Consider the following 24,928-nt stretch of genomic DNA (forward strand, 5'->3'; position numbering starts at 1 on the left):
ACAGAAGAGGAAATCATGCACATCGGTCTTGTCGGCCTCGGTCGCATGGGCAACAACATGCGTGCCCGTCTCCGCAACGCAGGCATCGAGGTCACCGGCTACGACGCGAACCCCGCCGTCTCGGACGTCGCCGACCTCGGCGCACTCGCCGCGGCGCTCCCCGAGGGCAAGAAGCTCGTGTGGGTCATGGTCCCGCACGGCAAGATCACCGACGACGTGATCACCGACCTGTCGAACGTCCTGAGCGAGGGCGACCTCGTGATCGACGGCGGCAACTCGAAGTGGCTCGACGACGAGGTGCACGCCAAGCAGCTCGACGCCAAGGGCATCCGGTACATGGACGCCGGCGTCTCCGGTGGCGTCTGGGGCAAGGAGAACGGCTACGGCCTCATGGTGGGCGGCGCCCCCGAGGACGTCGAGTTCGCCATGCCCGTCTTCGACGCACTCCGTCCGGAGGGTCCGCGCGAAGAGGGCTTCTCGCACGCCGGCGGCGTCGGTGCGGGCCACTACGCGAAGATGGTCCACAACGGCATCGAGTACGCGATCATGCAGGCCTACGGCGAGGGCTACGAGCTCCTCGAGGCCAAGGACATCGTGCACGACGTCCCGGCGGTCTTCGCCGGGTGGCAGCGTGGCACGGTCGTCCGCTCCTGGCTGCTCGACCTCCTCGTCCTCGCGATCAACGAGGACCCGAAGCTCAGCGAGCTCGAGGGCTACGTCGACGACTCGGGCGAGGGTCGTTGGACCCTCGAAGAGGCCATCGAGCTCGCTGTGCCGATGCCCGCGCTCTCGGCGGCGATGTTCGCGCGCTTCGTCTCGCGTCAGGGCAGCGAGTCCCCGACGATGAAGGCCGTCGCGGCGCTCCGCAACCAGTTCGGCGGCCACGCCGTCAAGAAGGCGTAGTCCAACCGGGGCAACCCGGCCACGGCCCGCGTGCACGTCGACCACCTGCAACTCACGGACTTCCGGAACTACCGGGAGGCCGAGGTCGACCTCGCACGCGGGCCGAACCTGTTCGTCGGACGGAACGGACAGGGCAAGACCAACCTGGTCGAGGCGATCGGCTACCTGTCGACCCTCGGCTCCCACCGGGTCCCGACCGATGCGGCCCTCGTCCGGCAGGGCTGCGACGCGGCGATCGTCCGCGCGCGGCTCGCCCACGAGGACCGCAGCATCCTCGCCGAGGTGCAGATCAACCGCACCGGATCGAACCGGGCGCAGGTGAACCGTGCGGCCATCAAGCCGCGCGAGCTCCCGCGGTACTGCACGAGCGTGCTCTTCGCACCGGAGGACCTCGCGCTCGTGCGCGGTGAACCGGCCGGCCGTCGTCGGATGCTCGACGAGCTCCTCGGTCAGATCGCGCCGCGCATGCAGGGTGTCCTCGCCGACTACGACCGGACGCTCCGGCAGCGCAACACCCTGCTGAAGTCGGCCAGAGCGACGGGCGCGAAGGCCGGCTCGCTCGCGACGCTCGACGTCTGGGACGAACGGCTCGTGGCGTTCGGCGCCGAGATCATCGCCGCGCGCGATCACCTCACGCGTCGGCTCGCCCCGTTCGTCGCCGAGGCCTACGCCACCGTCGCGGGCGAACGGCACGAGGCGTCGATCACGGGTGTGCTCAGTGTCCGCGGCGGCGACCCGGAGGACGCCGCAGCGACGGATCCCGTCCTCGGGACACCAGACGAGCCGGTTACGGTCACAGCAGCTGCCGAGGCGTTCCGTGCAGCGCTGGAACGGCGTCGGCGCGACGAGCTCGACCGCGGTCTGACGCTCGTCGGGCCACACCGGGACGACGTGCTCTTCCAGCTGAACGGGTTACCTGCTCGGGGCTACGCCAGTCACGGGGAATCGTGGTCGTTCGCCCTCGCGGTGCAGCTGGCCAGTGCGTCGATCCTGCGCGCCGAGTCGAGCCTGGGCGACCCGATCATCATCCTCGACGACGTGTTCGCCGAACTCGACGAGTCGCGCCGGGAGCGCCTGGCCGCAGCGGTCGCCGACTACGAGCAGGTGCTCATCACCGCCGCGGTGTTCGGTGACGTGCCCGAGCAGCTCGCCGCGCACACCGTCCGGATCGAATCCGGCACGATCGTGACCGACGAGGCGGAGCCGAGCCGTGCCTCCAGTCCGTCCGAAGACCCGGGAGACCACCCGACGGAAGCCGGCGTCTGATGCCGAAGCCCGTGAAGCCCACCGAGCCCTCGCGGGTCTACCGGCACCTCCGTGCCGTGTTCGGCGACCCCTCCAAGCGCGGCGTCGACGCGCGTCGACGCCGCATGAAGGGACTCGACCCCGACTCGGTGCCGTACGGCCGGGGTCGTGAGCCCGCCGGGCTCGGCGACGTCGTCGGCTCGCTCGCCCAGGAGCTCGGCTGGACCGAACCGCTCGCCCGCTCCGAACTGTTCGTGGACTGGCCCGCGGTCGTGGGCGACGAGCTCGCGAAGCACTCCCGCCCGATGACCATCGACGACGGCGCACTCGTCATCCGGTGCGACTCGACGGCTTGGGCGACGCAGCTCCGGCTCATGCGCAGCACCATCACGACGACCATCGCCGAGCGGCACCCGGAGGCGGGGGTGCAGTCGATCCGGGTTTCGGGCCCCGACGCCCCCACCTGGAAACGCGGTCCCAGGACGGTCCAGGGGCGCGGTCCTCGCGACACTTACGGGTGAGTCGACGAAATCGTCCGGGAGGACGAAAAAAGGCCGTCCACGGGCGGATTTCGCCCTCGGATGCGGGGTCCCTGCGGTAGACTGGGAGGTGCAGTGCGCGGGTGTTCCGCGCGCAGGCAGGAGCACCTTCGAATGACATCCGGATCTGACGACGACCGACAGAACTCGTCCGGCGAGGCGACCCCGCAGAGCGAACCCCAGTACGGCGCAGACCAGATCCAGGTGCTCGAGGGACTCGAAGCCGTCCGGAAGCGTCCGGGCATGTACATCGGGTCGACGGGACCGCGTGGTCTGCACCACCTCGTGCAGGAGATCGTGGACAACTCCGTCGACGAGGCCCTCGCCGGCTACTGCGACACCATCAACGTCACCATCCGTGAAGACGGTGGCGTGCGCGTGGTCGACAACGGCCGTGGCATCCCCGTGGGGATCCACGCGGCCGAGGGCGTCTCGACCGTCCAGGTCGTCCTGACCGTCCTGCACGCCGGTGGCAAGTTCGGCGGCGGCGCGTACGCGGTGTCCGGTGGTCTGCACGGCGTCGGCTCCTCCGTCGTCAACGCGCTGAGCTCGGAACTCGACGTCGAGGTCCGCCAGCAGGGCCACGTGTGGCGCCAGAGCTACACCGACGGCGTCCCCGTCGCGCCCCTGTCGAAGGACGAAGCGGACGACGGTCACGGCACCACGATCACCTTCTGGCCGAACGCCGACATCTTCGAGACCGTCGTCTTCGACTACGAGACCCTGCGCACGCGGTTCCAGCAGATGGCCTTCCTCAACAAGGGCCTGCGCATCACCCTCACGGACGAGCGCACCCCGGCCGAGGGTGAAGAGGCCCGCCACGACTCCTTCCTCTACGAGCGCGGCCTCGCCGACTACGTCGAGTACCTCAACGCCCAGAAGAAGGCCGACCTGGTGCACCCGGACGTCATCGGCTTCGAGGCCGAGGACCCGGAGCGCAAGATCGCGCTCGAGGTCGCGATGCAGTGGAACACCTCCTACCAGGAGAGCGTCCACACCTTCGCGAACACGATCAACACGCACGAGGGCGGCACCCACGAAGAGGGCTTCCGCGCCGCGCTGACGTACCTGGTGAACAAGTACGCGCGCGAGGCGAAGATCATCAAGGAGAAGGACGACAACCTCACGGGTGACGACATCCGCGAAGGGCTGACGGCCGTCATCTCCGTGAAGCTCGGCGAACCGCAGTTCGAGGGACAGACGAAGACCAAGCTCGGCAACACCGAGGCGAAGGGCTTCGTGCAGCGCGTCGTCGGGAACGAGCTCACGCACTGGTTCGAGAGCAACCCGACGCAGGCCCGCGACGTCGTGCGCAAGGCGATCCAGGCCTCGCAGGCCCGGCTCGCCGCCCGCAAGGCCCGTGAGACCACCCGTCGCAAGGGCCTCCTGGAGTCGGGCGGCATGCCCGGCAAGCTCAAGGACTGCCAGTCGAAGGACCCGACGGTCTCCGAGATCTTCATGGTCGAGGGTGACTCCGCCGGCGGTTCCGCCGTGCAGGGCCGCAACCCGATGACGCAGGCGATCCTGCCGCTGCGCGGCAAGATCCTCAACGTCGAGAAGGCCCGTCTCGACCGTGCCCTGGCCAACCAGGAGATCCAGTCGATGATCACGGCGTTCGGTGCCGGCATCGGCGAGGACTTCGACCCGGACAAGGCCCGCTACCACAAGATCGTGCTGATGGCCGATGCCGACGTCGACGGCCAGCACATCACGACCCTGCTCCTGACCCTGCTGTTCCGCTACATGCGGCCGCTCATCGAGCGCGGCTACGTGTACCTGGCGCAGCCGCCGCTGTACCGCCTGAAGTGGTCGAACTCGGCACACGAGTACGTGTTCAGCGACCGCGAGCGCGACGCCCTGATGGCGTCCGGCCTCGCCTCCGGCAAGCGCATCCCGAAGGACAACGGGATCCAGCGCTACAAGGGTCTCGGCGAGATGGACTACAAGGAGCTGTGGGACACCACGATGAACCCGGACACCCGGACGCTCCTGCAGGTCACGCTCGAGGACGCCGCCGCGGTGGACAGCGTGTTCGCGACGCTGATGGGCGAGGACGTCGAGTCCCGTCGCCAGTTCATCCAGCAGAACGCGAAGGACGTCCGGTTCTTGGACATCTGATCCTGGCCTGGAGGCGCGGCGTGAGTCGCGCGGACCAGTCCTGACCACCTGTGGTCGCGCCCGGCGCGACTGACGGAACCACAGCCTCCAGGCTGTCCAGAAAGGGAACGAAGCCACATGGCTGACGACAACGAGAACGGCGCCGACGAGCAGCCCGAGATCGTCCACGGCGACAGCGGGGACATCGTCGTCTCCGGTGACCGCATCTCGCAGGTCGACCTGCAGCTCGAGATGCAGCGCTCGTACCTCGACTACGCGATGAGCGTCATCGTCGGTCGTGCCCTGCCGGAGGTCCGTGACGGGCTGAAGCCGGTGCACCGCCGCGTGATCTACGCGATGTTCGACGGCGGCTACCGCCCTGACCGCGCCTTCTCCAAGTGCTCGCGTGTCGTCGGTGACGTCATGGGGCAGTTCCACCCGCACGGCGACAGCGCGATCTACGACGCGCTCGTCCGCCTCGTGCAGCCGTGGTCGCTGCGGTACCCGCTCGCGCTCGGCCAGGGCAACTTCGGGTCCCCTGGCAACGACGGTGCCGCGGCCCCGCGGTACACCGAGACCAAGATGGCGCCGCTCGCCATGGAGATGGTCCGGGACATCGACGAGGACACCGTCGACTTCGTGGACAACTACGACGGTCGCACGCAGGAACCGGCGATCCTGCCGGCACGGTTCCCGAACCTGCTCGTCAACGGGTCCGTCGGCATCGCGGTCGGCATGGCGACGAACATCCCGCCGCACAACCTGCGCGAGGTCGCCGCCGGCGCGAAGTGGGCGCTCGAGCACCCGGACGCGACGCGCGAGCAGCTCCTCGGTGCGCTCATGCAGCGGATCAAGGGACCGGACTTCCCGACCGGCGCGCAGATCCTCGGCACGAAGGGCATCCAGGACGCCTACCGCACGGGTCGTGGTTCGATCACGATGCGCGCCGTCGTCAACGTCGAGGAGATCCAGGGTCGCACCTGCCTCGTCGTCACCGAGCTGCCGTACCAGGTCAACCCCGACAACCTCGCGATCCGCATCGCCGAGGGCGTCAAGGACGGCAAGCTCGCCGGCATCGCGGACATCCGCGACGAGACCTCGGGTCGTACCGGTCAGCGCCTGGTCATCGTGCTCAAGCGCGACGCAGTCGCGAAGGTCGTGCTCAACAACCTGTACAAGCACACGCAGCTGCAGGAGAACTTCGGCGCGAACATGCTCGCGATCGTCGACGGCGTGCCCCGTACCCTGGCGCTCGACGGCTTCATCTCGGCGTGGGTCGACCACCAGATCGACGTCATCGTCCGCCGCACGCAGTTCCGGCTGCGCGAGGCCGAGAAGCGTGCCCACATCCTCCGTGGCTACCTGGCGGCGCTCGACGCCCTCGACGAGGTCATCGCGCTCATCCGCCGGTCGCCCGACGTCGAAGAGGCCCGCACCGGCCTGATGGACCTGCTGTCCGTCGACGAGATCCAGGCGCGCGCGATCCTCGAACTGCAGCTCCGCCGCCTCGCCGCCCTCGAGCGGCAGAAGATCCACGACGAGGCCGAGGAGCTCGAGCGCAAGATCGCCGACTTCCAGGACATCCTCGGGTCGGAGACCCGGCAGCGCACGATCATCGGCGAGGAGCTCGACGAGATCGTGGAGCGCTTCGGCGACGACCGCCGCAGCGAGATCCTGCTCGGCTTCGACGGCGACATGTCCATCGAGGACCTCATCCCCGAGGAGGAGATGGTCGTCACCCTCACCCGCGGCGGGTACGTCAAGCGGACGCGCAGCGACAACTACCGCTCGCAGCACCGTGGCGGCCGCGGGGTCAAGGGTGCGCAGCTGCGCGCCGACGACATCGTCGAGCACTTCTTCGTCACGACGACGCACCACTGGCTCCTGTTCCTCACCGACCAGGGCCGGGTCTACCGCGCCAAGGCGTACGAGCTGCAGGAAGCCAGCCGCGACGCCAAGGGCCAGCACGTGGCGAACCTGCTCGCGCTCCAGCCGGACGAGAAGATCCAGCAGGTGCTCGACATCCGGGACTACGAGGCCGCGCAGTACCTCGTGCTCGCCACCGAGCACGGTCTCGTGAAGAAGACCGCGCTGACCGAGTACGACACGAACCGCACCGGTGGCATCATCGCCATCAACCTGCGCGACGGCGACACCCTCGTGCAGGCGCTCCTCGTCGACGAGCACGACGACCTGCTGCTCGTGTCGAAGCACGGCATGTCGCTCCGCTTCACGGCGACGAACGACACGCTGCGTCCGATGGGCCGGTCGACCTCCGGCGTGAAGGGCATGTCCTTCCGTGACGGCGACGCGCTCCTCGCAGCGCGGGTCGTGTCGGACGACGGCTACGTGTGGGTCATGACGGAGGGCGGCTACGCCAAGCGCACCTCGGTCGACCAGTACCGCGTGCAGGGCCGTGGCGGTCTCGGCATCAAGGTGGCCAAGCTGGCAGCCGATCGAGGCGACCTTGTGGGTGCTCTCATCGTGGGTGAGGACGACGAGGTGCTCGTCGTGCTGCAATCGGGCAAGGTGGTAAGGTCTGCCGTGTCCGAGGTGCCCGCCAAGGGCCGTGACACGATGGGTGTGGTCTTCGCGAGGTTCGCGGAGAACGACCGGATCATCGCGGTGGCCCGGAACACAGAGCGGAACCTGGACGACCAGGACGACGCCGAGATCGAGCCTGCGGGCCCGGTGGAGACGGTCAGCCCTGCTGAGGCAGTGCCGGAATCCACTGATCCCATCGACACCGAGCCTGGCGACGACCAGGCCGGAGAGGACCAGTCAAGCAATGAGTAGTGTCGCCGAGAAGCTCCAGAAGAAGGCGAAGCGTCCCGTCGGCACCCGCCAGGTGCGGTTGCGACTGGTGTACGTCGACTTCTGGTCGATGGTGAAGCTCAGCTTCCTCATCGCCCTGGCCGGCTCCATCGTGATCGTCGTGGCCACCGCCCTGGTGTGGGTCATCCTGAACCAGACCGGCGTCTTCACCCAGATCGACGCCCTGCTCAAGGACGTCACCGGGCAGAACAACTACTCGATCATGGACCAGTTCTCGCTGGGCCAGGTGCTCGGGTTCTCCATCGTCGTGGGCATCCTCAACGTCGTCGTCGGCACCGTGCTCGGCGCCATCGTGAGCGTCCTCTACAACCTCAGTGTGCGGATCACCGGCGGCCTGCTCGTCGGCTTCACGAACAACTGACACACCCGGCCCGGATGGGCCGACCGCCTCGATTTCGTTCTGCGGGATCGGTACGGTAGGCTTTCATCCGGTCTGAGGGGCTATAGCTCAGGCGGTTAGAGCGCTTCGCTGATAACGAAGAGGTCCAAGGTTCAAGTCCTTGTAGCCCCACCATCTCCCACCGACTCCAGTACGCTGGACGTCTCGGGGCCTTAGCTCAGTTGGTAGAGCGCCTGCTTTGCAAGCAGGATGTCAGGAGTTCGATTCTCCTAGGCTCCACAAGCTTTTCTCTCGAACGACCCTGCTCCGGTCGTTCCTCCCTTCGCCGGGTCGTTTCGCTGTGCTTGTTGGCGCCTTCGGCGCGCCGCTCCGCGATGGGCGCCTCTCCGCAGCCGTTCCGGTGCGTGGTTGCTTCGCCCCTGAGGACGGACGGGAGGCACGGGGCGGGGCCGCCACGGGCCTCCAGTCCGTCACATGGCGGAGACGTGACCGCCCGTGGCGTGAGGTCGCACGAACTGCGGTTCGGGCGGGGCAGGCGTGGGAAGTCCCGCGACTTCGGCGGACGTGAGCGGCGGGTCGTGCGACCCCGAGGACGACGAAGGGCCCCGGCGGATGCCGGGGCCGTTCGTACGAACCGGGAGGTCAGGCGGAGGGCTTCTCCGCCGTGTCGGCGTCGTCGGCGACCCACAGGTCGTCGTCGGCGCGCAGCGTCTGGTACGCGGCGTACGCGGCACCCGCGACGGCGACCACGCCGACGATGATGAGCGCGACACCGCCGAAGCCGATGCCCTTCTTCTGGTGCGGCACGTACTTCTGCGCGGCCTTCTTCGCGTTCTTGCCCTTCTTCTGGGCGTTCTTCACGATCTTCTTGACGCGCGGGTCCTTCGCGAGGTCACCCACGCTGAGGACCGAACCCGCCGTCGCGACGAGGCCGGGGACGACCTCGGACTGGAAACGGTGCGAGGCGCTCTGTGCTGCGCTGGTCGCGGCGTGCACACCCGTGGCGACAGCCGGCCGGATGCCGTTGTCGATCGCGTTCTGCACCCGCGGTGCGATGTCCTTGCGAGCGGCATCTGCCGCATTCGAACGCGCTTCCGCCAGGATCGCGTTCGCGTGCTCGAGGACCTTGCGCTGCTCTCCGAGGAGCGAGGCGGTCTGGCCCTTGAGCTTCTTGATCTGCTTCCGACGCTTGCGCGGGATCTCGATCGTCGTCATCTGGTACCTCCATCGGATCGGCGTGGGTCCCATCCTGCCACCGGAGTCCCTGACAGGTCACGGAGCCTCACCTGTGGGATCCGTCTGACCTTCAGCAGTACATGCGAGAATCGGAACATGTCTCTGCACACCGCTGTCGCAACGATCCACACGAACAAGGGCGACATCCGCGTCAACCTGTTCGGCAACCACGCTCCGAAGACCGTCAAGAACTTCGTCGACCTCGCGACGGGCAAGCAGGAGTGGACGCACCCGGGCACCGGCAAGGTGTCCACCGACAAGCTCTACGACGGCGTGGTCTTCCACCGCATCATCAAGGACTTCATGATCCAGGGCGGCGACCCGCTCGGTCAGGGCATCGGCGGCCCGGGCTACCGCTTCGACGACGAGATCTCCCCGGAGCTCACCTTCCAGAACCCGTACATCTTCGCGATGGCGAACGCCGGCATCCAGGGCGGCCGTGGCACGAACGGCTCGCAGTTCTTCATCACCACGGTGGCGACCCCCTGGCTGCAGGGCAAGCACACCATCTTCGGCGAGGTGGCGGACGACGAGTCCCGTGCCGTCGTCGACGCGATCGAGGGTGTGGCGACGGACGGCCGTGACAAGCCGCTCGAGGACGTCGTCATCCAGAGCATCGACGTCGAGGACGTCTGAGCCACCACGTGAGCGATCCGGCGTACAACTCGAACAACACCTGCTACCGGCACCCCGACCGGCAGAGCTTCGTGCTCTGCCAGCGGTGTGGGCGCACGATCTGCCCTGAGTGCCAGACGCCGGCGGCGGTCGGGGTGCACTGCCCGGAGTGCGTGCGTGAGCAGCGCGCGCAGTTCACGGCGAACCGTCGGGCGAACGGCCCCAGTGGGATGACCGTCGCCCGACGGCGCTTCGCCATGCTCGACCAGAAGGCGACGGTCGTGATCGTCGCCGTCTCGGTCGTGCTGTGGTTGCTGAACCAGGTCAGTGGCGGGTACGTCAACGCGTGGTTGAGCTACTACACACCGTTTGTCGGCACGCAGCCGTGGCGGCTGGTCACCGGGCTGTTCGTGCACTCGTCGTTCTTCCACATCCTGTTCAACATGTGGGCCGTCTGGATCTTCGGGCGGATGCTCGAGAACATCCTCGGGACGTGGCGCTTCCTGGCGCTCTACTTCCTGGCGGGTCTCGGCGGGGACCTCGCGGTCTCGTTGCTGAGCCCGGGAACGCAGGTCGTCGGCGCCTCCGGTGCGATCTTCGGCCTGTTCGCCGCGTTCTTCGTGATCCAGCGGAGCCTCGGGTACAACGCCGTGCAGCTCCTGGTGATCATGGGGCTCAACCTGGTCGTCGGGTTCCTGCCCGGCACGGCGATCTCGTGGCAGGCGCACGTCGGTGGCATCGTCCTCGGCTTCATCACCGGGTTCGTGTTCGCGAAGACCCGCAACGTCCGACAGCGCGGCCTGCAGATCGGCCTGCTGGTGGCCGAGGCGGTCGTGCTCATCGCGGGCATCTTCGCGGTGTACGCGAGTCTCCAGGCCGGCATCGGCGTAGGCGTCTGACCGCGCACCCCGCCCCGCCCCTACGAAGGCCCCGTCGCTTGCGCGACGGGGCCTTCGTCGTTGCGTCGCACAGCGGGGATCAGTCGTTGCGTCGCACACCGGGCATCTCCTGGGTCGGCGAGTTTCCACACGTGCACGAGCGAGTTCTCCACAGCTGTGGAGAAACCGGTGAGTTACACGCATGTGATTATCCCCATTGTGGACTTCGCTGTGGATAACTCCGGGTCATGGGTGTGGAGAGCGGTGTGGAGAATGTGGACAACTGTGGACAACCGCGGCCGCAGTGGGGAGAACGCGATCGTCGCCACGGGAGTGCTGTGGACAACTGCCCGAGGTGGCCGCGACAACGACGACGCCCGCCGCACCACACGGTGCGACGGGCGTCAGGAGAAACAGAAGGTCGAGGTTGCTACCGCCAGCGGGTGGTCATGAGGAAGCCGACGAACATGATGCCGAAGCCGATCAGGATGTTCCACGACCCGAGGGACGGGACCGGCAGCGTGGTGTTCGAGATGTAGAAGACGATGACCCAGGCGAGCCCGATGAGCATGAAGCCGAACATGACCGGCTTGAACCAGACGGGGTTCGGCTGGTCCCCCGCAGTGTCGACCGAGTCGGCTCGGGTCCTCCGGGCGGGCTTGGTGCGGTCCTTGTCCTTGGCCATGGCCGGTATCCTACCGTGACCACGTGTGTGGGAGGACTCTCAGCCCGCTGCACACATCCCCCACGAGTACGGTGAACCGACCATGACCAAGATCCTCGTCGTCGACAACTACGACAGCTTCGTCTACACGCTGAACGGCTACGTGCAGCAGCTCGGTGCGGAGACCGACGTCGTGCGGAACGACACCTTCCCCGAGTCCGAGATCGCCGACCGCATCGCCGACTACGACGGCGTGCTCCTGTCACCCGGCCCGGGCACGCCGGCCGACGCCGGAGTGTCGATCGCGACCGTGCACGCCGCGATCGCGGCGGACAAGCCGCTCCTCGGAGTCTGCCTCGGCCACCAGGCGATCGCCGAGGCGCTCGGCGGCACGGTGACGCACGCCGAGGAGCTCATGCACGGCAAGACCTCGCAGGTCGACCACGACGACAGCGACCTCTTCGTCGGCGTCCCGCACCCGTTCACTGCGACCCGCTACCACTCGCTCGCGATCGTCGAGGGGACCGTCCCCGAGGAGCTCACCGTCACGGCCCGGACCGGCGGCGGCGTGATCATGGGTGTCCAGCACCGCGAGCACCCCGTGTACGGCGTCCAGTTCCACCCCGAGTCGGTCCTCACCGAGGGCGGGTACCGCATGGTCGGCAACTGGCTGGAGACGACCGGACTGTCCGGCGCTGCCGACCGTGCGGCCGGACTGAACCCGCTCATCGCGGCGCACCGCGCCTGACGAGCGGTCGGCCTGGAGGCACGGCTCGGGTCCGACCCGCGGCATCCGTCAGGACGCCGTCAGTTCACTGCCCGTCGCCACCGTCGCCACCGTCGTCCCCGCCGGTGTCGCCGCCCGATGCGGGCGGCTGCGTGGGCTGGGACGAGGCGGCGCAGTAGGTGAGCACCACGGTGCTGCCCTGGGCGATGTCGCCGGCCGGCGCGCTCTGCTGCGTCACCGTGCCACCGGTGCACGAGTATGCCGGCGCGGGCGTCACCGTCAGTCCGAGGCCGGCGAGCGTCGCGTTCGCGGTCGAGAACGGCTGCTGCGTGACGTCCGGGAGTTCGACCTTGCCGTTCGACACGGTCAGGTTCACCACGGTGCCCTTGGCGTGCTGCGACGCCGAAGCGGGGTCGGTGCTCATGACGGTGCCCTCCGGCACGTCGGGCGAGTAGTCGGAGTTGATCGCGCCGACCGTGAACCCGGCGTCCGTGAGGGTCTTCTCGGCGGCGTCCTGCGCCTGGCCGGCGAGGTCCGGGACCGCGATCTGCTGCGGACCGAGCGACACGATCACGCGCACGTTCTGACTGCGGCCGACCTTCGTCCCCGCACCGGGCTCGGTCCGGATGACCGTGCCCTTCTCGACGTCGTCGGAGTTCTCCTCCACCTTGACGGCGACCAGGTCGTGCTTGTCGAGCGCCGACGCTGCGGAGTCCCAGGTCGCACCGGCGACGTTCGGCACGCTGACCGACGACACCGGACCCTTGCCGGGCTGTAGGTTCGCGACGAAGAACACCACGGCGACGATGACGGCTGCGGTCAGGATGATGCCGACCCAGATCCACGCCACCGGCGGACGGTTCTGTGTGCGCTGCGGGCGGTGCTCGGCCGTGTCGTCCTCGAGCTCGCGGAACGCGACGGCCGGGTTGGACGTCGTGCGCGGGTTGACGCCGAACAGCATCGTCGATGCGTCGTTCGCGGCCTGGTGCTGGAGCTTCCGGGTCGACGCCGGGACGTGACCCGCAGCGGCCTGCTGCAGCTCGGTCCGGAACTCGGCGGCGTTCTGGTAGCGGCGGGTCCGGTCCTTCACCAGGGCGTGAAGGGTCACGGCGTCGAGCGCCGGTGAGACCTCGGCCACCAGGGACGACGGCGCGACGGGCTGCTCGCTGACATGCTGGTAGGCGACGGCGACGGGCGAGTCGCCGAGGAACGGCGGTCGACCGGTGAGCAGCTCGAACAGCACGACACCGGTCGAGTAGACGTCGGTGCGTGCGTCCACGGTCTCACCGCGTGCCTGCTCCGGCGAGAAGTACGAGGCGGTCCCGAGGATCGAGGTGGTCTGCGCCACCGTCGCCGAGGTGTCGGTGATGGCGCGGGCGATCCCGAAGTCCATCACCTTGACCTGGCCGGAGTGCGTGACCATGACGTTCGCGGGCTTGATGTCGCGGTGCACGACGCCGGCGCGGTGCGAGTACTCGAGCGCGGTGAGGATGCCCTCGGTGATGCGCACGGCCTCGTCCGGGGCGACCGGTCCGTCGCCGATGATGTCGGAGAGCGGACGGCCCTCGACGTACTCCATGACGATGAAGGGCACCTGCACCTCGGCGCCGGAGGCCTCGGTGACCGTCTCTTCGCCGGCGTCGTAGACACGGACGATGGTCGGGTGCGCCATGCGCGCGGCGGCCTGGGCTTCCTGGCGGAAGCGGGTGCGGAACGCCGGGTCGTTGGCGAGGCTCGGCTTGAGCAGCTTCACCGCCACCTTGCGTCCGAGGCGGGTGTCGTTGCCCAGATGCACTGTGGCCATGCCGCCCCGACCGATGACGTCACCGATCTCGTAGCGGTTGGCGAGGAGGGTGATCCCCGCGGTCACACCTTCTGGCACGTACTCCTCCGAATGTCCGTCCGGGCCAGTGTACGGCAGGCCTTGCTGGTGGGACGCTGGTCACGGGGGCCCGGACCGAACCGTTACGCAACGGTGTCGCGAGCCCCCGTGCGAGGGTCAGTCCTGCGGCCCCTGGCTGGGGTTGTTGCCGTCGGTCGGGTCGACCGTGGGCTCGTCGGTGGCCTGCCAGGTGTCGCTCGCAGCGCTCTCCGACGGGGTCGACGCGGTGAGGTTGCCGCAGGTGACCGTGTAGCTCAGCGATGCGGACTGACCGACGGCGTCGATCTGCACGGTCACCGAGCGGTGGTCGGCGTCGAGCGTGCCCGAGGTCTGGCTCGAGCTGTCCTTGCCGCCCGTGATCGTGTACGCGTACGACGCGACCGTGTACCCGGTCGGGCACGTCGCGGCCGCCCACGAGAACGTCACCTGACCGGTCGCGGAGACGGCACCCGGCGACGCCGAGTTCGGCTGGTTCACCGTCGGCGGCGCCGTGTACTGCTGGAGCACGACGAGCGATCCGGCCGCGAGGCTGCCCGTCGGGCTGATCGACTGGACCGTGTTGGCCTTGTCGGCGCTCGGAGCGGGGTCACCGTCCTCCACGCGGGAGGTCAGGCCGGCCTGCTGCAGCTTCGCCTGGGCATCCGTGACCGACAGACCGACGTAGTCCGAAGCGTTCACCAGGACGCGCGTCTCGACCGGGGTGGAGCTCGGCGTCGGCGTCTGCGAGCGGGTCGGCTTGGGCGTCGACTGCGACGGCGTCGGGTCCGGCTGGCCACCACCGTTCAGCGCGAAGGCCGCGATGACACCGGCGACGACGAGGACCGCGATCCCGCCCACGAGCCACCAGATCCACGCGCGCTTCTTCTTCGGTTCCTCGTCGTCGCCGTCGACGGGCGATCCCGGGGTCACCGGTCCGCCGGCGACTGCCCCGGCCTGGGTCCCGATGAGCGCGGTCGCGGCGTCGTTCCCCTGCCCCTGCGGCGGGTTGAACGCCACGGTGCCGCCCGCTGCGATGGCGGGCACGGCGACGGTGGCCGCGGCGACGTCCCCGCGGCGCAGCGCCTGGGCCGCACGGGCCAGGTTCGCAGCGGTCGCCGGGCGGTCGGCGGGCTTCTTCGCGATGCAGGACATCACGAGCGCCGACACGGGCTCCGGGATGCCTCCAGGGAGGGCCGGCGGCTGCTCGTTGATGTGCGCCATCGCGATCGCGACCTGCGACTCGCCCGTGAAGGGCCGACGGCCGGCGAGGGCCTCGTACGCGACGATGCCGAGGGAGTAGATGTCCGTGGAGGGCGACGCCGGGTGACCGCTCGCCTGCTCGGGCGAGAGGTACTGGACGGTGCCCATCACCTGGCCGGTCGCCGTGAGCGGGACCTGGTCGGCGATGCGGGCGATGCCGAAGTCGGTGATCTTGACGCGGCCGTCCGGCGTGATGAGCAGGTTGCCGGGCTTGATGTCGCGGTGCACCAGGCCGACGGCGTGGGCGGCCTGCAGGGCGTTCGCGGTCTGCGCCACGATGTCGAGGACCTTGTCGACCGGCAGCGTGTGCTCCCGCTCGATCATGGTCGAGAGCGCCTCGCCCGGGACGAGCTCCATCACGAGGTAGGCGCTGCCGTCCTCCTCGCCGTAGTCGAAGACGTTGGCGATGCCCTCGTGGTTGACGAGCGCAGCGTGACGGGCCTCGGCGCGGAAGCGCTCGAGGAAGCCCGGGTCGCCGAGGTACTCGTCCTTGAGGATCTTGAGTGCGACGGTCCGCCCGATGACGAGGTCGGTGGCCTGCCAGACCTCTCCCATGCCGCCGATCGCGACGCGGGACGAGAGTTGGTACCGCCCACCGAAGGTGAGTCCGCTGGTGGGTCTCATTTGTTCAGCACCGCCTCCATGACTTTCTTCGCGACCGGAGCCGCGACCGTGTTGCCGACTCCGGACTGCCCGAGTCCGCCGCCGTTCCCGACGACGACCGCGACGGCCACCTCGGGGTCCTTCGCGGGAGCGAACCCGGTGAACCACAGCGTGTACGGATCGCCGGTACCGCCCTCTGCAGTGCCGGTCTTCCCTGCGACGTCGACACCGTTGATCTTGGCATTGGTCCCGGTCCCGGAGCTGACGACGCTCTGCATGGCCTCGGTCAGGTCGCTGGACTCGGAGGCCGAGAGCGGGTCGCTGTACTGCTTCGGCGAGAAGGACTCGACCGTCTTCAGGTCACTCGTGGTGATCGAGTCGACGAGGGACGGCTGCATGACCTTGCCGCCGTTCGCGATCCCGGCCGAGACCATCGCCATCTGCAGCGGGGACACCCGGACGCTGGCCTGACCGAACGAGCTGAGCATGAGCTGCGCGGTGTCGTCGCTGACGTCGGGGTACTGGCTGGCGGTGGCCCGCATCGGGACCTCGATCGCGTCGCCGAAGCCGTACTTGTCCGCCATGCTCTTGATCGCGTCGTAGCCGAGCTTCTGCCCGAGTTCCGCGAACGGGATGTTGCACGAGTACTGGATCGCCGTGCGGAGCTTCACGGTGTCGCCACCGCCGCAGGAGCCGCCTTCGGCGTTGTTGATGTACGTGCTCGTCCCCGGGAGCTGCAACCGCGACGGGTTCGGGAACTCGGAGTCGAGGTCGTACTTCCCACCCTCGAGCGCCGCCGAGGCGACGATGAGCTTGAAGACCGATCCCGGCGTGTACAGGTCGCCGCCGATCGCACGGTTCTGCAGGGGCTTCGCCGCGTTGCCCTCGAGTGCCTTGTACTGCTCGATGACGTTCTGCGTGTCGTGCGAGGTCAGCGTGTTCGGGTCGTAGCTCGGCTTCGACACCATCGCGAGGATCTTGCCGGTCTTCGGCTGGATGGCGACGACGGCACCGGTGTTGTCCCCGAGCGCGTCGTAGGCGGCCTTCTGGACGTCGGGGTCGATCGTCAGGTTGACGTTGTCGCCCTGGACGTCCTGCCCGGTGAGGATCGCGTTGAGGTTCTGGAAGAACGAGGCGTCCGAGTTGCCGGAGAGCACGGTGTTCTCTGCGCCCTCGATCCCGGAGTTGCCCTGGCCGATCGTGAAGTACCCCGTGACGGCCGAGTACAGGTCGCCGTTGGTGTACTTCCGCTGGTACTGGTACTGGTCGTCCACCGGGGTCGACTCGGCGATCGGGCTGCCGTTCACGAGGATGGCGCCGCGCTTGGTCGAGTAGCTGGCGAGGATCGTCCGGGAGTTGCGGGAGTCGGCACGGAGCGAGTCCGCCGAGAAGAACTGGATCGAGGTCGTCGACACGAAGAGTGCGACGAACATGAGCACGATGACGGTCGAGACACCGCGGAGCTGTCGGTTCACCGGCTGCGCTCCTTCCTGGTCGCGCGCGCGTTCCGGCCGCGCGCGGCGGGGATCGCGCCCTGCTGGACGCGCTGTTCGGCTGGGATGGCGTCGGTCAGTCGCAGCAGCATCGCGGCGATGATCCAGTTGGCGACGAGTGACGAACCACCGGCCGCCATGAACGGTGTCGTGAGGCCGGTGACCGGGATGACGCGGGTGATGCCGCCGACGACGACGAACACCTGCAGGGCGATGATGAACCCGAAGCCGACGCCGAGCAGCTTGCCGAAGTCGTCCTGCGCCATGAAGGCGACGCGGAGGCCCCTGGAGGCCAGGACGATGAAGAGCGCCAGGATCGCGAACACACCGATCAGCCCGAGTTCTTCGCCGAGCGAGGCGATGATGTAGTCCGCGTTCGCGACCGGGGTGATGTACGGACGACCCTGGCCGAGGCCGGTGCCCGTGATCCCGCCGTTCGCGAAGCCGAAGAGTCCCTGGACGAGCTGGTAGCTGCCCTGTGTCTGGCGAGTGAAGATCTCCTGGTTGAACGGGTCGAGCCACTGCTCGAACCGTCCGTGCACGTACACGAGTGCCGACTGCGCCACGAGTGCGCCACCGACGAAGAGCACGAGTCCGATCACGACCCAGCCCAGCCGAGCCGTCGCGACGTAGATCATCACGAGGAACAGGCCGAAGTACAGCAGGGCGGTGCCGAGGTCGCGCTGGAACACCAGGACGCCCATCGCCGCGCCCCACATGACGAGGATCGGACCGAGGTCACGGGCGCGCGGGAACGTCATCCCGAGGAACTTCCGGCCGACGATCGACAGGGAGTCACGCGCCGTCACCAGGTAGCCGGCGAAGAACAGCGCCATCGTGATCTTCGCGAGCTCACCGGGCTGGAAGGTGAACGAGCCGACCTTGATCCAGACGCGGGCGCCGTTCACGTTGAGCCCGATGCCCGGCAGCATCGGCATGAGCAGCAGCGCGATCGTCAGGAACATGAAGATGTACCGGTACCGCTGCAGGAACCGGTGGTTCCGCACGAGCACGACCGTGACGATCGCCAGGACCATCGCGAGCATCGTCCACACGATCTGCTTCACGCCGATCGCCGACCACCCGGACAGGTCGTTGTGGATGTCGATCCGGTAGATCTCCGCGATCCCGATGCCGTTCAGCACGAGGGCCACGGGCAGGATGAACGGGTCGGCGTTCTTCGCGACGATCCGGAGCACCACGTGCATGATCAGTGCCAGTCCGAGGATGCCCGCACCGACCCAGAGCACCGAGGTGTCGAACAGCTTGCCCTTCGTGCCGAGCTGCACGAGGACCATCGCCCCGGCGCAGATGCCGCAGGCGATGACGAGCAGCACGAGCTCGAGGTTCCGGGCTCGCGTCGGCTCACGCAGCTTGATCGTGATGGCCTGCGTGAAGGACTGGGCGGTGGCGTTGCTCATCGCTTCGCTCCGGGGGACGCGGACGGCGAGCCGCTGGGCGACGAGGTCGGCGTCGGCGACGACGATCCGCCGTCACCGCCGGTCCCGGCCTGGTCCTGCCCGGTCTCGGCCGCCTTGCGCAGTCGGTCCACGATGTCGCGCGCGTCGTCGAGCGACTGCGCGTTGATCGTCGAGCGGACGTTCTCCCGCGTGTAGTCGGGGAGTGACGAGACGGTGATGTCGGTGTCCTCGTAGACGTCCGACAGTGCGATCGGTCCGATCGACTGCTGCACGCCCTTGTAGATCGCGACGGTGCCGCGGTCGGTGCCGACGTAGTAGTGGTCCTGGATGATGCGCCAGCCGAGGAAGACGGCGCCGACGAGGGCCGCGATCGCGACGACGAGCGCGATGGTCCACGAGATGCGACGGCGGATCCGGCGCCGGCGGTCCTCGGCGATGAGCTCGGCGAAGAACTGGTCCGACTCCGGCTCGAAGTGCGAGTCCTCGGGGGCCGTCGTGACCTTCAGTGGGTGCAGCAGGATCGTGGGGAGGCGGATCGGCTTGCGGCCGGTCGACGCCTCGAACGTGAGCGGGGCCGCTGCGGAACCGACGGTGGTCGCCGCGTCGTCGTCGTCACCCGGCTCGGAGTCGGTGACGTCCATCACGACGACGGTGACGTTGTCGGGCGCGCCGTGGTCGAGCGTCTCCTTCACGAGGCGCTGCGTGACCTGGTTCGCGTCCATGTTCGACGCGAGGGCGTGGCGGATGCGTTCCTCGGCGAGGTACGACGAGAGCCCGTCCGAGCAGAGCAGCCAGCGGTCGCCCGGCTGGATGTCCATGATCGCGGTGTCGACCTCGGGTGCGGCGTCGACGTCACCGAGCACGCGCATGAGCACCGAGCGCCGGGGGTGGACGGCGGCTTCCTCCGGGGTGATGCGGCCGCTGTCCACGAGGCGCTGCACGAAGGTGTGGTCCGAGGTGATCTGCCGCAGCTCGCCGTCGCGGTGCAGGTAGATCCGGGAGTCACCGATGTGCGCGATCGCGATCTGGTCGCCGACGCGGATCATCGCGGACACCGTGGTGCCCATCCCGGTGAGCTCCTGGTGCTCGAACACCGTCTCGGTGATGAGCTGGTTCGCCGCGATCAACGCCGACTGCAGGGCGAACTCGGCGTCGTGGGCCGACGGGAACTCCCGGTCGACCTCCCTGATGCGACGGATCGCGATCGCCGATGCGACGTCACCGCCGGCGTGGCCGCCCATGCCGTCCGCGACCGCGAACAGGTGCTGCCCGGCGTAGCCGGAGTCCTGGTTGTTCGCGCGGATGCGTCCGACGTGGGACACAGCGGCGCTCAGCGTGCGAGCCGTCATCCCGGGTTACCGCCGCAGCTCGAACGTCGTCGTCCCGATCGTGATCGGCGTCCGCTCTGCGATGGTCACGGGAACGGTCACCTTCTGACCGTTGACGAAGGTGCCGTTCGTGGACTCGAGGTCGGTGAGGAGCCAGCCGTCGGCGCGCAGGTCGAGGCGGGCGTGGTTGGTCGAGGTGTAGTCGTCACGGATCACGACGTTGGACTCGCTGGAGCGCCCGATCGTGATCGGGCCGCCGCCCAGCGGCATCTCCATGCCCTCGCGCGAGCCCTCGGTGATCACGAGACGGGTCGCGACCGGCGTGGCGGACTGCTGCCCCGCTGCAGGCTTTCCGATGAGATCCGTGAACGCGCCGTTGGATGCCGGAGCCGGCGCCGCTGCTGCCGGCACCGCAGGTGTCGTCGGACCGGACGCGCCGGCCTTCGGATCGGTGGGGATGGTGCGCACGCGTTGCCCGAACAGATCGCTCCGCAGGGCGAAGACGATCACGAACACGAACAGCCAGAGCACCGCGAGGAACGCGAAGCGCAGGACGAGCAGGGTCAGCCCTGTGGTCACCTGGTACCTCCGTCGTTCTCGGGGATCACCCGGAACACCATACGGGTACGACCGATCTCGATCGTCGAATCCGGCTCCACGATGGCCTGCTGGAAGCGCTCACCGTTCAGTTTCGAGCCGTTCGTCGACCCGAGGTCGTTGGCCTGGGCGTGCTTGCCGTCCCAGATGACCTCGACGTGCTTGCGGCTCGTGCCGGTGTCCGCGACGGTGATGTCCGCGTCCGTTCCGCGGCCGATGACGGTGCGTCCGCGCTGCAGTTTGTGCCGCTGCGAACCGATGTCGAGCACTGCGACCCAGGCGACGTCGCGCTGCACCGTCGTCGAGTCGATCTGCAGGATGCCCGTCGACAGCGTGCCGTCCTGCTGCAGCCGGATCGTCACCGGGCCGGAGAACGAGTAGTTCTGCGCGACGGCGTGCTGCTGCACCATCTGTGACAGCTCGTCGATGAGGGGACGCCCCACGTCGTTCATGCGCGTGAAGTCCGGCGGAGCGAGGCGCACCGTGAACTCGTTCGGCACGAGGATCCGCTCGCGGGACACCACGGCAGCCTTCGTGTCGAGCTCTCGGCGGAGTGCGCTCGAGATCTCGACGGGCTGCACGCCGGAGCGGAAGGTCTTCGCGAACGCGCCGTTCACGGCGCGCTCCAGCCCTCGCTCGAAGCTGTCCAACAGGCCCATGGGTCTCCAGTGTTCTCGGTCGTCGACCTCTGCATGGTAGTGGTTGGCGTCTGGCACCGTCTGTGCGTGGTAGTGTTCTCGGGCTGGCGCGAGTGGCGGAATTGGTAGACGCGCACGGTTCAGGTCCGTGTGCTGGAAACGGCGTGGGGGTTCAAGTCCCCCCTCGCGCACCAAGCGAAGACGCAGAAGGCCCCCGGAGGAATCCGGGGGCCTTCTGCGTCCCTGCTGGACGTCACTGCCTGGAGGCGCGGCTCGGCCCCGCAGCGTCGGCTCGCCGGAAGAACGGGCGTGCGCTGGGCAGGAAGAGCAGGACGGCGGCCACCACCGACAGCAGGATGAGCGCCGTGGCCGGTCCGCCTTCCGAGATGCTCAGGACGGCACGCAGAGCGGCGACCGCGACGAGCACGGTGCGCGCGACCGCGGAACCACGGAGGAGCAGGACGACCGCCGCGGCGACCACCGCCCAGATCACGAGGGACAGCGCGATCGTGAGGACGCCGCCGACGCCCGCGAGGCCGTCGGAGGTCGCGACCAGGACGGTGGACAGCACCCCGGCCACCAGCCACACCGCCCAGAGCACGACGGCGATCGTCACCACCCGTGGTCGACTCGGTCGTGTCCGTCGGAGGTCGTCCGTCGTGGTCATCGTGTCCCCGTCTCCGCCGCTCCCGGCAGCGGCGTGACGAGCGTACCCGCGGCGGCTCCGTCGCCCCCGGCGGGCGTTAGCCTGAGGCCGTGGACGATGTACGGACGACGGACCCACGGCCCGGCACGACGGTGCCCGACGATCGCGGCCGGACCGGCCTCGATGCCGTCGGCCGGGACCTGGACCGGAACCCGGACGTGGTCGTCCGCGACGTCGAGGTGGTCTCGAACGGGTGGCACGTGCTGCGCCGGACGACCCTCGACGTCCGCCGGCGAGACGGCCGCTGGGACCGACAGCAGCGGGAGACCTACGACCGCGGCAACGGCGCGGCGGTGCTGCCGTACGACGCCGAGCGCGGCACCGTGCTGCTCACCCGGCAGTTCCGCTGGCCGGCGTACGTGAACGGTCACCCCGACGGGATGCTCGTCGAGGCGGCTGCGGGGCTCCTCGACGAGGACGACCCCGAGACCGCCGTGCGCCGGGAGGCCGCCGAGGAGCTCGGCATCCGGCTCGGGGACGTGCGGCTGGTCCACGACGCGTTCATGAGCCCCGGCTCGGTCACGGAGCGGGTGCACTGCTACGTCGGCGCGTACCGACCGGCGGACCGCGTCGACGCCGGCGGGGGGATCGAGGACGAGGGTGAGGACATCGAGGTCCTGGAGCTCCCGCTCGTCGAGGCGCTCGCGATGGTGGACGACGGCCGCATCGCCGACGGCAAGACGATCATGCTGCTGCAGTGGGTGGCGCTGCACCCGGCACCGCACCCGGGGTCAGGACGTGAGGGCTGAGGCGTCGAGGTCGACCGCGCGGGCGATCGTCGTGCGGACGAGCCCCTCGCGGGTGGGCCGGTCGAGGTAGTCGACGAGGGCGTACCCGTTCGTGGCGTCGACGAGCGCGAACAGCAGGCGGCCGACCGCGTCCGGGTCGTCCACGCGCATGACACCGGCCCGGACCCCCTCGACGACGATGCCGGTCGCCAGTCGCTGCCAGTCGTCCATGACGTCGCGGGCCGCCGCCGCGAGCACGGCGTTCGTCCGGCCGATGCTCCACGCGTCGGCCCAGAGCGCGGCGACGTCGTCACGGTCCGGGTCGGCGATGCAGGACAGCAGCGCGCCGAGCCGGGCGGCAGGGCCGTGCACGTCGGCCACGATCGCGGCCACCTCGGCGACCTCGGCTGCGGCGATCGCGCGGAAGGTCTCGCCGACGAGGTCCTCCATCGCCGGGTGGTAGTGCGCGACGAGCGACGGGGCGACCCCGATCGAGGCGGCGACACCGCGCAGGGTGACCGCGGCGAGTCCGTCGGCGCGGGCGACGGCGATCGCGGCGTCGGCGATCTGGGCCTCCCGCTCGGCGGGGCTCAGGCGCCGTCGGGTCGGTGTGGTCGGCACGCGTCCAGCCTAGGCGGACACCGTCGACCCGGCTCCGGGACCGCCCTCGACGACGAAGGCCGCCCAGAGGTCCGCACGGGTCGCGAACACCGAGAGGTCCCGCTCGAGGAGCCGTCCGGCGTGCTCGATCCGGGCGCGGGCGGTGTGCCGGTGGACACCGAGCTCCTGCGCGGTCCGGTCGTACTCGCAGTTCTGCTCGAGCCAGGTCCGGACGGTCCTGGTGAGCTCGGTGCCCGCGGTGCGGTCGTGGTCGAGCAGGGGAGCGAGCACCGCGCGGGCGACGGCGCGGGCGTCGACGTCCACGTGGGCGAGGTGGGCGAGGACGCCGTCGCGGGCGAGGTCGCCGAACTCGGTGATCCCTGGGCGCCCTTCGCGGCGACGGTCGAGTGCCTGGACGGCCTCGGTGCGGGCCCTCCCGAAGTACGGGTACGACGCACCGTCCGAGAGCCCGGCGTGCAGGTCGTACCGGCTGACGAGTTCCTCGACGACCGCGGTGTCGTCGGCGCCGACGCAGAGGAAGAGCGCGTCGTCCACGGCGAAGAACAGCCGGCCGGGGCGGTCCTGCACCCAGAGTTCGAGCAGGTCCACCACCGTGTCGAGGTCCTGGTCGGCGACGTCGAGTGCCGCGATCCGCACGGGCTCGGCGGGGAGCGGCCCCCACACCTCACGCGAGGTGGTGTCGACGACGGCCGGGTCCCCGACGGACAGCATCGTGAGCAGGCCGGTCCGGAGCAGGCCACGGGCCCGTGCGAGCTCGCGGTTCTGCTGCAGCGCGAGACCGGCGAGGGCGATGACCGCGGTCACGACCTCCCGGCCGGCGCGGTCGAGTGCGCCGCCGTTCGCGATGGCCAGTACGCCACTGAGGTGTCCGCCGCTGCCGAGGGTCTGCAGCGTGAACCCGGTGTGGTGCTCGGTCGTCACGGGCAGGCTGGCCCGCTGCCCGGCGCGGAGGAGTCGGAGCGACTCGGTCCGGAGCAGGTCCAGGTCGGACGCCGGGACACCGTCGTCGGGGTACCCGCGGTCCAGACGACCGGAGACGTCGAACAGCCCGACCCAGCCGTCCAGCTGCCGGGAGAGCTCCGCGATCGTGGCACCGAGGCCGTCCGGTCGCATCGCGGCGAGGGAGATGGCCCGCTGCGCGGCGAGGGCCCACGCGTTCCGGGCGTTGGCCTCGCGCGCGACGGCGTCCGCGTTCGCCTGGGCGACGGCGATGAACGAGGTCTCGTACGGCACCTCGAACAAGGGCAGCCCGGACGCCTCGCAGGCGGCGACGAGCTGTGCGGGGGTGCCGGCACGCACGACCTCGGTGCCGAACCCGAGTGCGACGACCCCGCGGGCCCGCAGCCGGGCGACGTACGCGACGGCGAACGACTCCGTCACGTCCGTCTCGGCACCGAACTGCTTCCCGGTGGTCAGGAGTCCCTGTCCGTCGGCGAGGAACGGCGTCGGGTCGTCGAGGTCGGAGCTGTGCAGCCACGACAGGGGTGCGTCGAGCGCCTCGGCCTCGGGGCTGGTCAGCAGGCGGAGGTGGAGGTCGGCGCGGTGGAGCAGGGATCGCAGCGTCGCGGGCATGGGAGCACCTTATCCATCGAG

22 protein-coding genes and 3 tRNA genes are annotated in these 24,928 nt (G+C 69.2%); 13 read left to right on the forward strand and 12 right to left on the reverse strand.

The genetic code is table 11. The annotated features are described in order from the left end of the window. The first annotated feature begins 15 nt into the window (after window positions 1-15). From gnd to CRP27_RS15220, 8 genes are all read left to right on the forward strand, one after another. Entirely contained in the window at window positions 16-903 is an 888-nt protein-coding gene (gene gnd / locus CRP27_RS15185; RefSeq protein WP_097181438.1) for a phosphogluconate dehydrogenase (NAD(+)-dependent, decarboxylating), read from the forward strand. Window positions 904-933: 30 nt separating this feature from the next. Then, window positions 934-2,169, forward strand: coding sequence for a DNA replication/repair protein RecF (gene recF / locus CRP27_RS15190; RefSeq protein ID WP_097181439.1), 1,236 nt, complete (start codon window positions 934-936; stop codon window positions 2,167-2,169). Continuing rightward, window positions 2,169-2,669, forward strand: a complete 501-nt coding sequence (locus CRP27_RS15195; protein ID WP_097181440.1) for a DUF721 domain-containing protein — start codon at window positions 2,169-2,171, stop codon at window positions 2,667-2,669. The genes recF and CRP27_RS15195 overlap by 1 nt, the downstream gene beginning before the upstream one ends. A 132-nt stretch (window positions 2,670-2,801) precedes the next feature. After that, complete coding sequence (gene gyrB / locus CRP27_RS15200) at window positions 2,802-4,805, forward strand: DNA topoisomerase (ATP-hydrolyzing) subunit B (RefSeq protein ID WP_097181441.1); 2,004 nt, start codon at window positions 2,802-2,804, stop codon at window positions 4,803-4,805. A 117-nt stretch (window positions 4,806-4,922) separates the two neighbouring features. Further along, window positions 4,923-7,580 (forward strand): DNA gyrase subunit A, encoded by a 2,658-nt coding sequence (gene gyrA, locus CRP27_RS15205; RefSeq protein ID WP_255257608.1) that lies wholly within the window; start codon window positions 4,923-4,925, stop codon window positions 7,578-7,580. Beyond that, window positions 7,573-7,980: a DUF3566 domain-containing protein gene (locus CRP27_RS15210; protein WP_070417462.1), complete on the forward strand. Its 408-nt coding sequence runs from the start codon at window positions 7,573-7,575 to the stop codon at window positions 7,978-7,980. The genes gyrA and CRP27_RS15210 overlap by 8 nt, the downstream gene beginning before the upstream one ends. A gap of 76 nt (window positions 7,981-8,056) precedes the next feature. Then, window positions 8,057-8,133: transfer RNA gene (locus CRP27_RS15215), tRNA-Ile, on the forward strand. A gap of 32 nt (window positions 8,134-8,165) precedes the next feature. Beyond that, window positions 8,166-8,238 (forward strand) — tRNA-Ala (locus CRP27_RS15220). Window positions 8,239-8,601: 363 nt separating this feature from the next. On the opposite strand, the gene CRP27_RS15225 is transcribed toward CRP27_RS15220, so the two are convergent. After that, window positions 8,602-9,174, reverse strand: coding sequence for a hypothetical protein (locus tag CRP27_RS15225; protein WP_097181442.1), 573 nt, complete (start codon window positions 9,172-9,174; stop codon window positions 8,602-8,604). Window positions 9,175-9,291: 117 nt separating this feature from the next. Here CRP27_RS15225 and CRP27_RS15230 point away from each other — a divergent pair, with 117 nt between their 5' ends. Further along, entirely contained in the window at window positions 9,292-9,831 is a 540-nt protein-coding gene (locus CRP27_RS15230) for a peptidylprolyl isomerase (RefSeq protein WP_071291656.1), read from the forward strand. 8 nt (window positions 9,832-9,839) lie between these two features. Continuing rightward, window positions 9,840-10,709 (forward strand): rhomboid family intramembrane serine protease, encoded by an 870-nt coding sequence (locus CRP27_RS15235; RefSeq protein WP_097181443.1) that lies wholly within the window; start codon window positions 9,840-9,842, stop codon window positions 10,707-10,709. Window positions 10,710-11,118: 409 nt separating this feature from the next. Here CRP27_RS15235 and CRP27_RS15240 read toward each other — a convergent pair whose 3' ends face one another. Then, window positions 11,119-11,373 (reverse strand): cell division protein CrgA, encoded by a 255-nt coding sequence (locus tag CRP27_RS15240; protein WP_079237606.1) that lies wholly within the window; start codon window positions 11,371-11,373, stop codon window positions 11,119-11,121. Between the two features lie 82 nt (window positions 11,374-11,455). On the opposite strand from CRP27_RS15240, the gene CRP27_RS15245 reads away from it, so the two are divergent. After that, on the forward strand, window positions 11,456-12,100 hold the full coding sequence (locus tag CRP27_RS15245) for an aminodeoxychorismate/anthranilate synthase component II (protein ID WP_097181444.1): 645 nt from the start codon (window positions 11,456-11,458) through the stop codon (window positions 12,098-12,100). 64 nt (window positions 12,101-12,164) lie between these two features. Here the strand turns inward: CRP27_RS15245 and pknB are convergent, their stop codons facing one another. From pknB to CRP27_RS15280, 7 genes are all read right to left on the reverse strand, one after another. Then, window positions 12,165-13,961: a Stk1 family PASTA domain-containing Ser/Thr kinase gene (gene pknB / locus CRP27_RS15250; RefSeq protein ID WP_255257609.1), complete on the reverse strand. Its 1,797-nt coding sequence runs from the start codon at window positions 13,959-13,961 to the stop codon at window positions 12,165-12,167. Between the two features lie 117 nt (window positions 13,962-14,078). Next, window positions 14,079-15,824, reverse strand: a complete 1,746-nt coding sequence (locus tag CRP27_RS15255) for a protein kinase (protein ID WP_097181445.1) — start codon at window positions 15,822-15,824, stop codon at window positions 14,079-14,081. Further along, the gene (locus CRP27_RS15260; protein WP_097181446.1) at window positions 15,821-17,278 is read right to left on the reverse strand and encodes a penicillin-binding protein 2; all 1,458 of its coding nucleotides are present in this window, start codon (window positions 17,276-17,278) and stop codon (window positions 15,821-15,823) included. The genes CRP27_RS15255 and CRP27_RS15260 overlap by 4 nt, the downstream gene beginning before the upstream one ends. Beyond that, window positions 17,275-18,717 carry an FtsW/RodA/SpoVE family cell cycle protein gene (locus tag CRP27_RS15265; RefSeq protein WP_097181447.1) on the reverse strand — a complete coding sequence of 481 codons (1,443 nt, stop codon included), beginning with the start codon at window positions 18,715-18,717 and terminating at the stop codon, window positions 17,275-17,277. Before CRP27_RS15265 ends, CRP27_RS15260 begins: the two co-directional genes overlap by 4 nt. Next, the gene (locus CRP27_RS15270) at window positions 18,714-20,066 is read right to left on the reverse strand and encodes a Stp1/IreP family PP2C-type Ser/Thr phosphatase (protein ID WP_097181448.1); all 1,353 of its coding nucleotides are present in this window, start codon (window positions 20,064-20,066) and stop codon (window positions 18,714-18,716) included. Before CRP27_RS15270 ends, CRP27_RS15265 begins: the two co-directional genes overlap by 4 nt. 6 nt (window positions 20,067-20,072) lie before the next feature. Then, entirely contained in the window at window positions 20,073-20,624 is a 552-nt protein-coding gene (locus CRP27_RS15275; protein ID WP_097181449.1) for an FHA domain-containing protein, read from the reverse strand. Next, a complete protein-coding gene (locus CRP27_RS15280) occupies window positions 20,621-21,301 on the reverse strand; it encodes a DUF3662 and FHA domain-containing protein (protein ID WP_079237613.1) in 681 nt (226 codons plus the stop codon). The genes CRP27_RS15275 and CRP27_RS15280 overlap by 4 nt, the downstream gene beginning before the upstream one ends. Window positions 21,302-21,387: 86 nt before the next feature. On the opposite strand from CRP27_RS15280, the gene CRP27_RS15285 reads away from it, so the two are divergent. Next, window positions 21,388-21,474, forward strand: a tRNA-Leu gene (locus CRP27_RS15285). 59 nt (window positions 21,475-21,533) lie between these two features. On the opposite strand, the gene CRP27_RS15290 is transcribed toward CRP27_RS15285, so the two are convergent. After that, complete coding sequence (locus CRP27_RS15290) at window positions 21,534-21,947, reverse strand: hypothetical protein (RefSeq protein WP_141399786.1); 414 nt, start codon at window positions 21,945-21,947, stop codon at window positions 21,534-21,536. A gap of 89 nt (window positions 21,948-22,036) precedes the next feature. Here CRP27_RS15290 and CRP27_RS15295 point away from each other — a divergent pair, with 89 nt between their 5' ends. Next, entirely contained in the window at window positions 22,037-22,735 is a 699-nt protein-coding gene (locus CRP27_RS15295; protein WP_097181451.1) for an NUDIX domain-containing protein, read from the forward strand. Here the strand turns inward: CRP27_RS15295 and CRP27_RS15300 are convergent. Together CRP27_RS15300 and CRP27_RS15305 are read right to left on the reverse strand one after the other, a co-directional pair. Then, complete coding sequence (locus CRP27_RS15300; RefSeq protein WP_097181452.1) at window positions 22,718-23,335, reverse strand: TetR family transcriptional regulator; 618 nt, start codon at window positions 23,333-23,335, stop codon at window positions 22,718-22,720. The genes CRP27_RS15295 and CRP27_RS15300 overlap by 18 nt on opposite strands. Window positions 23,336-23,344: 9 nt before the next feature. Next, entirely contained in the window at window positions 23,345-24,907 is a 1,563-nt protein-coding gene (locus CRP27_RS15305; RefSeq protein ID WP_097181453.1) for a PucR family transcriptional regulator, read from the reverse strand. Between the last annotated feature and the right edge of the window lie 21 nt (window positions 24,908-24,928).

The sequence above is a fragment of the Curtobacterium sp. 314Chir4.1 genome (assembly GCF_900215175.1).
In the GTDB taxonomy this organism is placed as follows: domain Bacteria; phylum Actinomycetota; class Actinomycetes; order Actinomycetales; family Microbacteriaceae; genus Curtobacterium; species Curtobacterium pusillum_A.